This window comes from Amycolatopsis thermoflava N1165 (assembly GCF_000473265.1).
In the GTDB taxonomy this organism is placed as follows: domain Bacteria; phylum Actinomycetota; class Actinomycetes; order Mycobacteriales; family Pseudonocardiaceae; genus Amycolatopsis_E; species Amycolatopsis_E thermoflava.
Genome location: NZ_KI421511.1, coordinates 1,363,238 through 1,375,860, shown reverse-complemented (window position 1 = coordinate 1,375,860; position 12,623 = coordinate 1,363,238). Strand labels below are relative to the sequence as shown.

13 protein-coding genes are annotated in these 12,623 nt (G+C 73.4%); 3 read left to right on the top strand and 10 right to left on the bottom strand.

The window, feature by feature from the left end:
• Positions 1 to 6 precede the first annotated feature (6 nt).
• A complete protein-coding gene (locus AMYTH_RS0106835) occupies positions 7 to 1,659 on the bottom strand; it encodes an amidohydrolase (protein ID WP_027929668.1) in 1,653 nt (550 codons plus the stop codon).
• Positions 1,660 to 1,748: 89 nt separating this feature from the next.
• A complete protein-coding gene (locus tag AMYTH_RS0106830) occupies positions 1,749 to 2,207 on the bottom strand; it encodes a MarR family winged helix-turn-helix transcriptional regulator (RefSeq protein WP_027929667.1) in 459 nt (152 codons plus the stop codon).
• 160 nt (positions 2,208 to 2,367) lie between these two features.
• On the opposite strand from AMYTH_RS0106830, the gene AMYTH_RS0106825 reads away from it, so the two are divergent.
• Positions 2,368 to 3,330, top strand: a complete 963-nt coding sequence (locus tag AMYTH_RS0106825; RefSeq protein ID WP_027929666.1) for an alpha/beta hydrolase — start codon at positions 2,368 to 2,370, stop codon at positions 3,328 to 3,330.
• 23 nt (positions 3,331 to 3,353) lie between these two features.
• The gene (locus tag AMYTH_RS0106820) at positions 3,354 to 3,809 is read left to right on the top strand and encodes a Dps family protein (protein WP_037322357.1); all 456 of its coding nucleotides are present in this window, start codon (positions 3,354 to 3,356) and stop codon (positions 3,807 to 3,809) included.
• Positions 3,810 to 3,854: 45 nt separating this feature from the next.
• Here AMYTH_RS0106820 and AMYTH_RS49860 read toward each other — a convergent pair whose 3' ends face one another.
• Both AMYTH_RS49860 and AMYTH_RS0106810 read right to left on the bottom strand, forming a co-directional pair.
• Positions 3,855 to 4,010: a hypothetical protein gene (locus tag AMYTH_RS49860; protein ID WP_208722487.1), complete on the bottom strand. Its 156-nt coding sequence runs from the start codon at positions 4,008 to 4,010 to the stop codon at positions 3,855 to 3,857.
• Between the two features lie 218 nt (positions 4,011 to 4,228).
• The gene (locus AMYTH_RS0106810; protein WP_027929664.1) at positions 4,229 to 4,702 is read right to left on the bottom strand and encodes a MarR family winged helix-turn-helix transcriptional regulator; all 474 of its coding nucleotides are present in this window, start codon (positions 4,700 to 4,702) and stop codon (positions 4,229 to 4,231) included.
• Positions 4,703 to 4,773: 71 nt separating this feature from the next.
• Between AMYTH_RS0106810 and AMYTH_RS0106805 the strand changes: the two genes are divergently transcribed.
• Positions 4,774 to 5,169 (top strand): DUF5313 family protein, encoded by a 396-nt coding sequence (locus tag AMYTH_RS0106805; RefSeq protein ID WP_017982262.1) that lies wholly within the window; start codon positions 4,774 to 4,776, stop codon positions 5,167 to 5,169.
• Here the strand turns inward: AMYTH_RS0106805 and AMYTH_RS0106800 are convergent.
• The 6 genes from AMYTH_RS0106800 to AMYTH_RS0106775 are packed head-to-tail and all read right to left on the bottom strand — an operon-like array spanning position 5,151 to position 12,510.
• On the bottom strand, positions 5,151 to 5,900 hold the full coding sequence (locus AMYTH_RS0106800) for an alpha/beta hydrolase family protein (RefSeq protein WP_027929663.1): 750 nt from the start codon (positions 5,898 to 5,900) through the stop codon (positions 5,151 to 5,153). The genes AMYTH_RS0106805 and AMYTH_RS0106800 overlap by 19 nt on opposite strands.
• Positions 5,897 to 7,174, bottom strand: coding sequence for a TRAP transporter large permease (locus AMYTH_RS0106795; protein WP_027929662.1), 1,278 nt, complete (start codon positions 7,172 to 7,174; stop codon positions 5,897 to 5,899). Before AMYTH_RS0106795 ends, AMYTH_RS0106800 begins: the two co-directional genes overlap by 4 nt.
• Positions 7,175 to 7,176: 2 nt before the next feature.
• Entirely contained in the window at positions 7,177 to 7,734 is a 558-nt protein-coding gene (locus tag AMYTH_RS0106790) for a hypothetical protein (RefSeq protein ID WP_027929661.1), read from the bottom strand.
• Positions 7,731 to 9,869, bottom strand: a complete 2,139-nt coding sequence (locus AMYTH_RS0106785; protein ID WP_027929660.1) for a hydantoinase/oxoprolinase family protein — start codon at positions 9,867 to 9,869, stop codon at positions 7,731 to 7,733. Before AMYTH_RS0106785 ends, AMYTH_RS0106790 begins: the two co-directional genes overlap by 4 nt.
• Positions 9,870 to 9,893: 24 nt before the next feature.
• The gene (locus tag AMYTH_RS0106780; protein ID WP_027929659.1) at positions 9,894 to 11,516 is read right to left on the bottom strand and encodes an FAD-dependent oxidoreductase; all 1,623 of its coding nucleotides are present in this window, start codon (positions 11,514 to 11,516) and stop codon (positions 9,894 to 9,896) included.
• A complete protein-coding gene (locus AMYTH_RS0106775; RefSeq protein ID WP_027929658.1) occupies positions 11,509 to 12,510 on the bottom strand; it encodes a LacI family DNA-binding transcriptional regulator in 1,002 nt (333 codons plus the stop codon). The genes AMYTH_RS0106780 and AMYTH_RS0106775 overlap by 8 nt, the downstream gene beginning before the upstream one ends.
• Positions 12,511 to 12,623: the final 113 nt, after the last annotated feature.

Genomic DNA, 12,623 nt, shown 5'->3' with positions numbered 1-12,623 from the left:
CGTGAGTCAGACCGGCGCCGGCCCGTGGGCGCGCAGCCCTTCCGCGCCGTGCACGCAGCGGCCACCGACGAACGTCGCCAGCACGCCGATCTCGCTGATCCGCTCGCTCGGCACCGCGGTGGGGTCGTCGTCGAGCAGCACCATATCCGCCCGCAGGCCCGGGGCGAGCCGGCCGCGTTCGTGTTCCTGGTGCGAAGCCCACGCCGGGTGCGCGGTGTAGGCCCGCAGCGCCTCCTCCGCGCCGACCCGCTCGTCCGGGCTCAGCACCGCCCCGGCGCTGGTCGTCCGCTCGATCATCGACCGCAGACCGGCCAGCGGCGCGCCGACGCCGACGCACGGCCGGTCGGAGCTGCCCGGCACCCGCAGCCCGGCGTCCACGAAGGACTTCTGCCGGTACAGCCACGGCACCCGCGCCTCGCCCAGCGCCTCGGCCATCGTGTCGCCGATCTCGTACAGGAACCGGGCCTGCGGCACCGGCACCACCCCGAGCGCGACCAGCCGCGGCAGCTGGTCCGGCCGCACCATCGCGGCGTGCTCGATGCGGTGCCGCACGTCCGGGCGCGGCAGGACCCGCTGGGCCTCCTCGAACGCGTCCAGCGTCAGGTCGATGGCGCGGTCGCCGATCGCGTGCGCCGCCACCCGCCACCCGCTGCGGTGCGCGGCGACGATGGTGTCCCGCAGCACCTTCGGATCGTCCTGCAGCACGCCGAGCCCGCCGTGCGAACAGAACGGCTCCGTCAGAGCGGCGGTCCGGCTGCTCAGCGCGCCGTCGGTGAAGATCTTCATCGGCCCCAGCCGCAGGAACTCGTCGCCGAACCCGCTGCGCAACCCCAGGTCCACGCCGATCGTGCCGGTGTCGGCCGGGTTGCCGCCGAGCGGGTGCAGCACCTCGCTGGCCGGCATCAGCTCCACCCGCAGCGGCAGCTTTCCGCGTTCGCGTGCCAGGTGGTAGGCCGTCGCCTCGGCCGGGCTGTGGCCGATCCAGCCGCCGCCGATCCCGGCCTCGGTGACCGCGGTGAGCCCCTCGCTGACGTAGACCTTCCCGGCGCGCTCGATCGCCGCCGCCAGCTCCTCCACCGGGTAGGGCTTGACCAGCGCGTCCACCAGCTGCTGGGCCTGCTCGGCGAGCAGCCCGGTCGGCGCGCCGTCGTCGTCGCGGGCCACCACCCCGCCCTCGGGCACGCGCGCCGAGCCGTCGAGCACGCCGGCCTGGGCGAGGATCGCGGAGCTCACCGTGCACATGTGCGCCGACCGGTGCTTGAGCCACACCGCGCGCCCGCCGCCGGCGCGGTCCAGCGCGGCGCGGTCGGGGTGCCCGCCCAGCACGAAGTCGTCGTACTTCGAGCCGATCACCCACGCGTCGGACGGCAGTTCGGCGGCCCGCGCGGCGACCGTGTCGTACAACTCGTCCAGCGTGCGGCAGCCGGACAGGTCGATCTCGGCCAGCGACAGGCCGTACCAGACCATGTGGTTGTGCGCGTCGGCGAAACCGGGCGTGAGCACCGCGCCGCCGCCGTCCACCACGGTGCGGGCGGCCAGGCCCTCGACCTCCTCGTCGAGGCCGACGATCCGCCCGTGCAGCACGCCCACGGTGTGGGCGCGGGGACGCTCGTCGGACACGGTCAGCGCACGGACGTTGCGCACCAGCAGGTCGAGCACGTGGAATCCTCTCGGTCGGGGGCCCTTCCCCGCAGACTAGGGGTCCGGGCCGCCCGGCCGCACGCACCAGCGCCGCGCCGTATAGGTCGTTATACGCCCGGCCGGGACTCGCGGTAGGCGTTGACCGACTCGGTGAGCCCGCGCAACGTCGCCCGCAGCGCCTCCAGCTCGTCCAGCGGCAGGCCCATCGCGTCGCCGATCACGCCCGGCAGGGGCACGGCCTTCGACCGCAGCCCGTCGCCCTTGTCCGTCAGCCGGATGCACACCGAGCGCTCGTCGTCGGCGCGCCGCTCCCGGCGGACGAACTCCAGCTTCTCCAGTCTCTTGAGCAGCGGCGACAGCGTGCCCGAGTCCAGCGACAGCGCCTGCCCGAGGTCCTTGACGGACAGCTCGCCGTGCTCCCACAGCGCCAGCATCACCAGGTACTGCGGGTAGGTCAGGCCCAGCTCGTCGAGCAGCGGCCGGTAGAGCGACGTGACCGCGCGGGACGCGGCGTACAGCGCGAAGCAGACCTGATCGTCGAGCCGCGGTGCGGCCGGTTCGGCCATGACTCCTCCTTGGTCAGCACTCGATCATCCCCCATCGGCCGGTGGCGTGCCATCCAGGGGTGACACATGCCATAGTACGCAATTAAGTTGTGCACAAGATGGTTTGATGCAATACACCGATCGGGAGTGACCCGGTCCCCGAAGCCTCAGGGAGACAGCGATGACCGCCAACCCGCACAACCTGGCCCTGGAACCCGCAGCGCAGGCCTTCGCCGAGGCGACGGACAACCCGCCGTACCTGTTCCAGCTCCCGCCGGAGGAGGGCCGCAAGGCCGTCGACGAGGTCCAGTCCTCGGAGATCGCCAAGCCCGAGGCCGACCTCGAGGACCTCACCATCGAGGGCGGGCCGACCGGCCAGGTGAAGCTGCGCATCGTGCGCCCCGCCGGCGCCACCGGCACGCTGCCCGTCGTCCTCTACATCCACGGCGCGGGCTGGGTGTTCGGCAACGCGCACACCCACGACCGGCTCATCCGCGAGCTCGCCACCGGCACCGGCGCGGCCGTGGTCTTCCCGGACTACGACCGCTCCCCCGAGGCGCGCTACCCGGTCGCGCTCGAGCAGAGCTACGCCGCGGCGCGGTGGATCGTCGCCGAGGGCGCGAAGCACGGCCTCGACGCGAACCGGCTGGCGATCGCCGGCGACTCGGTCGGCGGGAACATGGCCGCGGCCGTGACGATCCTCGCCAAGCAGCGCGGCGACGTGACCTTCCGCCAGCAGGTGCTGTTCTACCCGGTCACCGACGCGAACTTCGACACCGGCTCCTACCGGCAGTTCGCCACCGGCTACTTCCTCGCCCTGGAGGGCATGAAGTGGTTCTGGGACCAGTACACCACCGACCCGGCGCAGCGCGCCGAGATCACCGCCTCGCCGCTGCGCGCGAGCCTGGACGAGCTGGCCGGGCTGCCGCCCGCGCTGGTGATCACCGCCGAGGCCGACGTGCTCCGCGACGAGGGCGAGGCCTACGCGAACAAGCTGCGCCAGGCCGGCGTCCCCGTCACCGCCGTGCGTTATCAGGGCGTCATCCACGACTTCGTGATGCTCAACGCGCTGCGCGAGACCAACGCCGCGGAAGCCGCCATCAACCAGGCGGTCGCGGTGCTGAAGAAGGCACTGCAGGACTGAATTCCCCGAAGGAAGGGACCGAAGTGATCCTCGACGAGGTGGCCGCCAAGACCGTCGCCACCGCACTCCAGCGGACGCTGACCGATCTGATCGACCTGGGCCTGCTGGCCAAGCAGGCGCACTGGAACGTCACCGGCCCGCACTTCCGCGCCGTCCACCTGCACCTGGACGAGCTGGCCGCCACCACCCGCGAGCACGCCGACAGCGTCGCCGAGCGCCTCGCCGCGCTCGGGGTCTCCCCCGACGGCCGCGCGAGCACCGTCGCCGCCGAGTCCACGCTGCCCGGCCTGCCAGCCGGACCGCTGGCCGACCGGGCCGCGGTCGAGGCCGTGACCGGCATCCTGGCCGCCGCGATCACCGGCCTGCGCGCCGGGATCGCGGCCACCGGCGAGCCCGACCCGGTCAGCCAGGACCTCCTCATCGGCATCGCCGCCGACCTGGAGAAGCAGCACTGGATGTTCCAGGCCCAAACCCGCTGAGCACGATCGGCGCCGGCCGGGTTCGCCCGGCCGGCGCCGGTCGCGTCAGTGACGCAGGTGCCGCGCCAGGAACCCGTCGTCGACGCCGGTCCAGCGGATCGTGCGGTGGTCGCCCGGGTTGGCGTGCAACGTCTTCTCCGGCGAGGCGAAGGCGCCGAGCACGCGAACGCGGAGTCCCGGCTCACGTGCTCGTCGTCCCACGGCAGCAGGAACTGGACCGGCGCCGTGACCCGGCGCGCCGCCGCGATCAGCGCGTCGCAGGCGAAGAACGCGCCGCCGAAGATCGCCGCGGTGATCCGGGGTGGGCCGCCGCACCGGGCACCTCGCCGGAGGTCTCCGCGGTGAACAGGACAGGATGCATAGGAGGACGCCTTTCGGGAGTGCTGCCGGAAAAACCGGCGCTCCCGGCGATCCCGGCGTCAACCGGTCCCGTCGCGCTCCGCACCGGCGTTTCCGGTCGCGGCGATGACGCGGGCCAGCGCGGCGTGCAACTGCTCCAGCTCGGCGACCTCCATGCCGAGCGTCTCCACCACCCGGTACGGGATCTTCTCCGCCTCCGCACGCAGGTCCCGGCCGGACTCCGTCAGGTCGACCATCAGCGCCCGCTCGTCGGAGCGGTTGCGTTCCCGCGTCAGGTAACCCAGCGCCTCCAGCCGCTTGAGCAGGGGCGACAGCGTGGCCGGCTCCTGGCGCAGGGTCTCGGCCAGATCCTTCACCGACCGGGGCGCGCGGTCCCACAGCGCGAGCAGCACCAGGTACTGCGGGTGGGTGAGGCCGTAGGGCTTGAGCAGCGGCCGGTAGATCCCGATGACGCTGCGGGAGGCCACGGACAGGGCGAAGCACACCTGCCGGTCCAGCGCCAGCGGGTTCTCGCCCAGGTCGATCGCGGTCATGTGGCCGAGCCTACTCCATCCGTGAGGGCACTGATAATTAATGCACTAACTTTTAGGGTACTGTGGGGCACGTGACCGAGCGCCGACGCCCCAATCCCCTCCAGTGGCTGTGGTACGCCCTCGGCGGCCGCCTGCCCGAGCAGCACCGCACCTGGGTCCTGCACGACGTGACCGCCAAGACCTGGCTGTGGCGGCACGCGGCGCGGGCCTCGGTGCTGCTCCTGCCGCTCATGCTGGTGTGGCTGCTGCTGCCCGGCCCGCTCACCCTGCGGCTGAGCCTGGTGCTCATGGCCGGCATCGTCGGGTTCTTCTACTCCCTCGTCTACGCCGAGGAGAGCGTCGAGAATCGGCTCCGCAAGCACGGCTACCCCTACGGCACCGCCCGCAAGGTGCGCGCCGAAGCCAAGGAGGAGGCCGAGCGGGAGGTCAAGGAGCGCTACATCGCGCGCTACCGCTCGCCGCAGTAGGCCACCAGCCAGTCGACCGTCCGGTCCAGCACCTGCCCGGCCGCCTCACGGAACCCGTGCCCGGCGCCGGAAATCGTGCACCAGGTGGTGTGGTTCCGGGCCAGCGCGGCATCCCGCGCCACCTCGTAGGGCACGTGCTCGTCCGCGTCGCCGTGCAGCACCAGCGCGGGCACCATGCTCGCCAGGAACGCCGCGCGCGGGTCGAGCCGGGCGAACTCCTCGAACAGCTCCGCGCCCAGCTCGAACCGGCCCTCGATGTCCAGGAAACCGTTCTCCCGCAACGAGGACCGGTCGCGGTAGAGCGCGCGGCCCCGCGGCAGCGACGGCTCCAGGAACGTCGCGCGCAGGTCGAGCACCGGCTGCCACAGCACCACCCCGGACAACCGGTCGCCCAGTTCCGGCAACGACAGCGTGGTGCTCACCGCGCCGAAGCTGGACGCCACCACCGCGACCCCGCGGCCCCGCCCGGCCGCCCAGTCCACCGCCGCCCGCAGGTCCAGCCGCTCCCCCGCGATCGTCATGTCCCGCGGCCGGCCCGCGCTCGCGCCGTGACCCCGGAACGAGAACCGCAGCACCTCGAAGCCGTGCCCGGTCAGCCTGTCCGTCAGCACGTCGAACAGCCCGTTCTCGGTGAGGTCGCCGGTGATCCCGTGCGCGAGCACCACCACCGGGCCGTCCCCGGGGTGCCGACGGGCGTCCAGCGTCAGCCCGTCGGCCGTCCACAGCTTCACGGCAGGTAGAGCACGGCGGTCAGGATCATCCCGCCCAGCGCGACCAACCACGTGTAGGGCAGGGTCGAGATCATCGCCCGCTCCGGCCGCACCCCGGCGTACTGCGCGCTCCACACCGTCTGCGTGCTCGTCGGGTCGGAGACGCTGAACACCTGGTTGTAGGAGGCCATCAGGCCGACCACGGCGGGCATCGGGTAGATCCCGCCGGACACCAGCACGCCGGCGACCCCGGCGCCGAGGCCGAACACGTTGAGCGGCCCGCGGAACAGGCACAGCGGCACCAGCACGGTGAACACCAGCACGAACGCGACCGCGCCCGCCGGGCTGATCGCCGACACGATCGGCGTCAGCGCGGACTTCGCGCCGGGCAGCTTGACCGCGGCCAGCAGCATGCCGATCGCGATGAACAACACGATCGGCGGCGCGGCCACGTCGAAGGCCTTGTAGAGCGAGCGCAGCGCCTGCCCGTTGAGGTTGCCCCACCGGGTCGTGGTCAGCAGCGCGAACAGCACGCCCGCCAGCAGCGACGGCACGATCGGCACCTTCAGCCCGAGCGCGAGCACGATCGGCACCAGCGGGGTGAGCAGCGCGTACCAGGGCGCGTCGCCGCGCCGGACCCGCGCGCTCGGCCGCGCGGCCTTGACCGACCAGGTGTGCCGGGCGCCGCGGCGGCGGGTCTCGACCAGCACGTAGGCGATGCCGGCGACCAGTGCCAGCGGGAACAGCTTGATCATGATCGAGCGCACGTCGGACACCGGGGCGCCGAGGGCGTCGGACAGGAACTGCCACACCGGCAGCTCCAGCGGCGAGCCCGCGGCGATGCCCATCAGCACGGTGCCGCCCGCCACCACCGGGGCGACGCCGACCGCGATCATCGCGGGGATGCCGACCACGCCGGCGAGCATCGCGGCCGGGGCGGACCCGGTGATGCTGCCGCACAGGATGGCCACGGCGAACACGCCGAGCGCCACCACCGAGGGCCGCTCGCCGCCGAACTCGACGATCTTGCGGACCAGCGTGGCGGCGATGCCGGTGTCGTCCATCAGCGCGCCCAGCCACGACCCGAGCAGCACCGCGATCATCGTCGCGGCCAGCGCGGGCGCGCCGTTCTGCAGGACGGTGGTGAGGATGCTGTTCTTGTCCCCGGTCAGGGGCGCACCGGACAGCACGGCGATGCCCAGTGCGAGCAGCACGAGCGCGAACGCGGTCGGCAGCACGCGGGTGAGCATCAGGACCACGCCGGCGGCCATCAGGGCCAGGATCGCGATTCCCATGGTCAGTCTCCAGCTCGCAGGGAGGCGGCGAGTGCCGCGGTGAGGAGCAGCGGGCTCTTGCCCAGGCCGCTGCGGCGGTGGGCGAAGCGGTGCGCGACGAGCTCGTCGGCCCCGGCGACGTGGCCGGGCACACGGAACGGGCCCAGCCGCGCGGCGGTGTGCCCGAGGCGCCGGTTCAGCTCGCGGCCGGCGCCGTGGTGCAGCCGGTGGTGGACCAGCTCGTGCGCCACGGCCGCGTCGCGCAGGGCCGGGGCCGGCACGTCGGCATCCCAGCCGTGGCGGACCGCGACCTGGCGCAGCAGGGCCAGCGAGTCGCGGTAGACGGTGACGACACCCCGGCGCGCGTGGTACTCCGCCAGCAGCACTTCGCCGTCGCGGCGGCCGCCGTCGGCTTCGGTCACGCGCACCGGCGGGTCCGGCTCGTCCCGGTCGGCCAGTTCGTCGCCGAAGGCCAGCGCCGTTTCGGCCCACCGGACCAGCTGCTCCGCGGGCCGGTTCTCGTGTGTGGGGGTCTCGCGCAGCAGCCGGACGGCGAGCTCCACATCGGACGGTTCGGTCACGGCCGGTCCGCCACGACGGCCACCACCGGCTCGTCCGGCGCGCGGGTCTTCAGCTCGGCGCCGATCAGGGCCACCAGCTGGTCGCGGTCGAGCACCCCGGACAGGTCGGCGATCTTCGGGCCGACCAGCAGCCACACCGCGGGCGCGCGGGACCCGCCGTCGCCGTAGCGAGTGTGCCGGTCGACCACCGTCGCCAGCCGGCCCGGCGCCTCCCCGACCGTCGTGCTCTCCACCAGCGCGCCCGCGCTGTGCAGTCGGATCACGCCTTCGCCGTCGACGACGCGGACGTGCTGCACCGGACGGCGGAACCGGCGGCGCGCCCGCGCGCCCCACACCCGGTGCTGCGGCGTGGCCGCGAGTTCGGTGACCTCGGCGGCCGGGACACCCATGCTGCGAGCCACCTCGGCGCGCACCGCGGCTTCGTCCACAGTGGCCGCCCGGTCCTTCGTGCGCAGCTCGGTGGCGCCGGTGGCCACGGCGCGGATCAGGTTGCGCCGCGGGTCGACCGTCACGTCCACTTCGACCCCGGCGGGGTCCGCGCCCTGCTCGATCACCGCGGCCTCGGCAGCGGCGCGGGTGGCGAGGATGTCGGCGTTGGACGGGCTGGGCACGATCCGCTCCACCGACTCGCGTACCAGCGCCAGCGCCGCGCCGAGCGGGCTGATCACCTCGCTGTGCGCGGCGAGCTTCCAGTCGTGGCCGGTGTCCTGCCCGAGGAACGGCGTCACCGCGGCCGCTCCCCCGCCCCCGCCGACGAGCGTGATGTGCTCCAGGCGGTAGGCGCGCACCAGTTCGTCGACCACGGTCCGGACCGGTTTGATCGCCTGCCGCAGCACGGCGCGGGCGGCCTCCTCCACCGTCGTGCCGAGCGCCTGGGCGAGTGGCAGCAGCGCGAGCCGGGCGGACTCGGCGTCGCTGCGGGCGTAGGACCCGGACGGGACCGCGCCGAGGGCGTTGGCCGCGCAGGTCAGGGTCAGTGCGTAGCGGGCCCCGGACGGGGTCTCCAGCGCGACGTAGTCGGCGGGGTCGTCCGGGCGCGGCGCGACCGTGACCAGCTTGGCACCGGCCAGGGCCGAGGCCGGCGCGAAGCAGGCGTAGGACAGGCCGGCGATGTGGGCGCTGCGCGGCCCGACGTCGGTGATCGCCCGGCCGGAGAACCGGACCAGCGAGCCGCCGCCGATGCCGACCGTGCGCACGTCCAGCGCGGGCAGGTAGGTCTCCCGGCCGCCGAGGTGCGCGTGCCCGACCTGGACCCGGCCGCGGCGCACCACGCTGATGTCGGTGGAGGTGCCGCCGGTCTCCAGGAAGATCCCCTCGGACAGCTTCTCCCCCATCAACGCGCCCGCGACACCGGCGGCCGGCCCGGACAACGCGGTCAGCAGCGGCCGGCGGCGCATCTCGGGCAGCGACATCACGCCGCCGTCGCCGCGCATCACCATCAGCGGCGCGGTGATGCCGGCGCGGGTGACGCTGCGCTCGACCAGGTCGGCGGTGGTGATCATGCGCGGCATGATGCCCGCGTTGAGCACCGCGGTGCGGGCGCGCTTGGCCAGCCCGTACAGCCCGGTGATCTCGTGCGTGGCGGTGCCCGGCAGGCCGTTCTCGTGCACGGCTGCCATCACCAGCCGCTCGCCCTCGGGATCGTCCACGCTGAACGGTTCGACCGCCACGACCACCTCGGCGCCGTCCGCGCGCAGGCTCGCGATGGCCTCCTTCACCGCGACCGGATCGCCCGGATCCCGCACGGCGGCGAACCGGACGGGCAGTTTGCGGCCCTGCGCGAGCTCCAGCTTGCCCAGTGACCGCAGGCGTTTCGTGGCGAAGCCGTCGAAGCCGGAGCCGATCCCGGCGATGCCCACGGTCGCCACGTCGCCTTCGAGCAGCGCGTTGGTGGCCTGCGTGGTGCCGTGCGCCAGGAACGACACGTCGCCGGCCCCGATCCCGGCACCGGCCTGCAGTTTCTCCAGCGCCTCCAGGATTCCGGCGGCGACGCCGTCGGCGTGGTCGTGGCTGGTGGGAACCTTGACCTGGGCGAGAAGTTCGAACGAGCGCGCGTCCACGGCGACGGCGTCGGTGAACGTGCCACCGACGTCGATGCCGATCCGGACACCGGCCCGGCGGGGATGTTGCGTCATTGCCACACCTCCAGGTGTGAGGGGTCAGTAGCCGCGAACCTCGGGCCAGTGGCGTTCCACTCCGGACTGGTCGAGCAGCCGCGCGAACTCGTCGAAGAGCTTCTCGTCGTCGCGGACCTGGTGCGGTTCCACGCCGCGGCGCAGGGCGAAACCGGCCAGGTGCCCGGCGACCTCGCCGACGTTCCACTCCACCGGGTGCAGCCGGTAGCAGCCGTTGGTGATGTGCGTCGTGCCGATGTTCTTCGCGGCCGGCACCAGGTTGCGCACCCGCCGCGGCAGCAGCGCGCCGAGCGGGATCTCGAACGGCACGCTGGCGACGTCGACGTAGTTGTCGCCGGAGGTCGAGGGGTGCAGGTCGATGCGGTAGCTGCCGATGCCGACCGAGTCGGCGTGCCGCTTGTGGCCGTGCGGGCCGAGGACGTCCAGCGAGACGTCCTGCTCGGTGACCGTGGTGACCGCCTTGATCCGCCGGGATTCCCGCACGTAGGCGGACTTCGCGAGGCCGTCCACGGTGCCGGTGACATCGTGCCGCAGCTTCAGCCCGGGGAAGCCGGTGCCGCCGTCCGCACGTGGCGCCTCGGTCTGCAACCAGTACAGCACCGACAACGACAGCTGCTTGGCCTCGTGGTGGGCGCGGGCGACGTCCTCCGGGCCGGTGTGACCGTCGATCTCCAGCGCGGGCCGCAGCCAGTAGTCGTTGAGCGGCCAGTTGACCAGGGTGATGTCGGAGTCGAACGCGCCGGCGTCGTGCAGGCCACGGGCCAGGATCCGGCGGAAACCCCACAGCTCCTTGTCACCGGCGTCGGCGCTCTGGTCGGCGGTGATCGCGAGCGGGTCACCGTCCGGATTGGGCACGAAGGTGCGCTCGACCGGTTCCAGCGTGCGCGGGTCGGGCGCGAGGAACCCCAGCAGCGGGCCGGGCCAGAACTCCGGGGTGTAGGCGCGCCAGAAGTCGTACATCTCCGGCCGGTCGATCACGTGGTCCTGCCCGGCGTGGTGCGACAACGCGAAGCAGTACGTGATGCCCTGCAGGTTGGCCGGATCGGCGTGCTCGGGGGCGTGCGGCTCGCCGTGCTCGTCGCGCGACTCGGCGCCCACGGCGAACTCGGTGCCGGTCATCGGCAGCAGGTCGCCGTTCTCGGTGGCGTCCAGGACGTATCCGGCGCGCACGGTGGTGCGGGTGCCGTCGCGGCCTTCCAGGGTGACCGCGTCCACCCGGTCACCGGTCGTCTGGGCCGCCACCGGGCGGTGTTCGAGCAGGACGGTGACGCGCCCGGCCGCGCGGTGCGGGGCGAGCATGGCCTCCAGCACCGCCAGCGCGACCCGCGGCTCGTGGCACAGCTTGCTGACCCGGCCGGCGCCGGGGTTGAGGTCGGTCAGGCGCGCGGCCTCCGCTCGCAGCGGGTAGTGGCGCCGGTAGTAGTCGCGGATGCCCTCGCGCAGGCGGCGGTAGGTCGCGGTCGAGCCGAACCGCTCGATCCACGGGTTCTCGTCCGGCGGCACCGCCTGCGCGGTGAGCTGGCCGCCGAGCCAGTCGGTCTCCTCGGTGAGCACGACCCGGTGCCCGCCGCCCGCCGCGGCCAGCGCGGCGGCCACGCCGCCGAGTCCGCCGCCGACGACGAGGATTTCGGTGTCGAGTTCAGGCATGGTCCCTCTCCGGTGCGGGGCCGGCGGTCGTGCCGGCCACGGGCGGGCACCGCAGCAGCTGCTGCGGTGTGGTCTCGGTTTCGGTGATCAGGTCGACGAGCAGGCGCACCGCGCGCCGGCCCATCTCGCGGCGCGGGATGTCGAAGCCGCTGACCGGCTCGTCCCCCGGCGGGCGGCCGAGCACCGCGAGCGACAGGTCGTCCGGTGTGGACAGTCCCGCCGCGTCGAGCGCCCGGCGCACCGCGCTGTAGGCGGCGCCGGTGTCGGTTTCCTCCACGACGATCGCCGTGACGCCGTCGGCGAGCCAGCCGCGGACCGTGTCCGTGGTCAGGGCGGGCCCGTCGAGGCGGACGATCCGCGCGTCCGGCGCCGCCTGGCGGAGGCCGCGTTCACGGTCGGCCGAGGACGGCGCTTCGTCGGCTTCCCGCACGTACAGCAGGTTCCGGTGCCCCAGGCCGGCGAGCCGCGTGGCGACCTCGGCCGAGGCCGCCACGTAATCCGCGCCCACGTACGGGATGCGGCCGCCGAGCTCCTCCCGCCGTCCGATGTAGACGAGCGGGAAGCCGGAGTCGACCAGTTTCGCGATCGGCTCCTCGGGCACGTGCCGGCCGAAGAACAGGCAGCCGTCGGCGACGCGGGTGCGCCGGATCGCGGCCTCCCCGGACGCCTCCGCGCCGCTCAGCCCGGTGAACAGGATCAGGTCCTGGCCGAGCGCCGCGGCCTCTTCCTCGACCCCGACCAGGATCGGGTAGTAGGAGTCGGCCACCTCCATCGGAAACGTGGCGCGGAACGTGTAGAGGCCGAGCATGTTCGAGCGCGCCGACGCCAGCCGGGTCGCAACCGGGTGCGGCACGTACCCCAGGTTCTCGGCCACTTCGAGCACCCGGCGGCGCGTCGACTCGGCCATCCGGACCCCGGACCGGCCGCCGAGCACGACCGACACCGTGGCCTGCGAGACGCCGGCGATGCGGGCGATGTCGGCCTGCCGGGGCATGTCACGCCTGGACGGCACGGCAACCTCCTGCTGTTGCTAATGCGGATTAGGCGAGGCTCTGGCACGAGCAGAGCGGTGTCAAGGAACTTGTCCGAAACCGGACAGGACGGGAC

What these genes read in the sequence shown, in the direction of transcription:
- AMYTH_RS0106830 (WP_027929667.1), bottom strand. Translation starts at nt 2,207, where the DNA reads ATGGCCGAACCGGCCGCACCGCGGCTCGACGATCAGGTCTGCTTCGCG.
- AMYTH_RS0106825 (WP_027929666.1), top strand. Translation starts at nt 2,368, where the DNA reads ATGACCGCCAACCCGCACAACCTGGCCCTGGAACCCGCAGCGCAGGCC.
- AMYTH_RS0106810 (WP_027929664.1), bottom strand. Translation starts at nt 4,702, where the DNA reads ATGACCGCGATCGACCTGGGCGAGAACCCGCTGGCGCTGGACCGGCAG.
- AMYTH_RS0106795 (WP_027929662.1), bottom strand. Translation starts at nt 7,174, where the DNA reads ATGGGAATCGCGATCCTGGCCCTGATGGCCGCCGGCGTGGTCCTGATG.
- AMYTH_RS0106785 (WP_027929660.1), bottom strand. Translation starts at nt 9,869, where the DNA reads ATGACGCAACATCCCCGCCGGGCCGGTGTCCGGATCGGCATCGACGTC.
- AMYTH_RS0106780 (WP_027929659.1), bottom strand. Translation starts at nt 11,516, where the DNA reads ATGCCTGAACTCGACACCGAAATCCTCGTCGTCGGCGGCGGACTCGGC.
- AMYTH_RS0106775 (WP_027929658.1), bottom strand. Translation starts at nt 12,510, where the DNA reads ATGCCCCGGCAGGCCGACATCGCCCGCATCGCCGGCGTCTCGCAGGCC.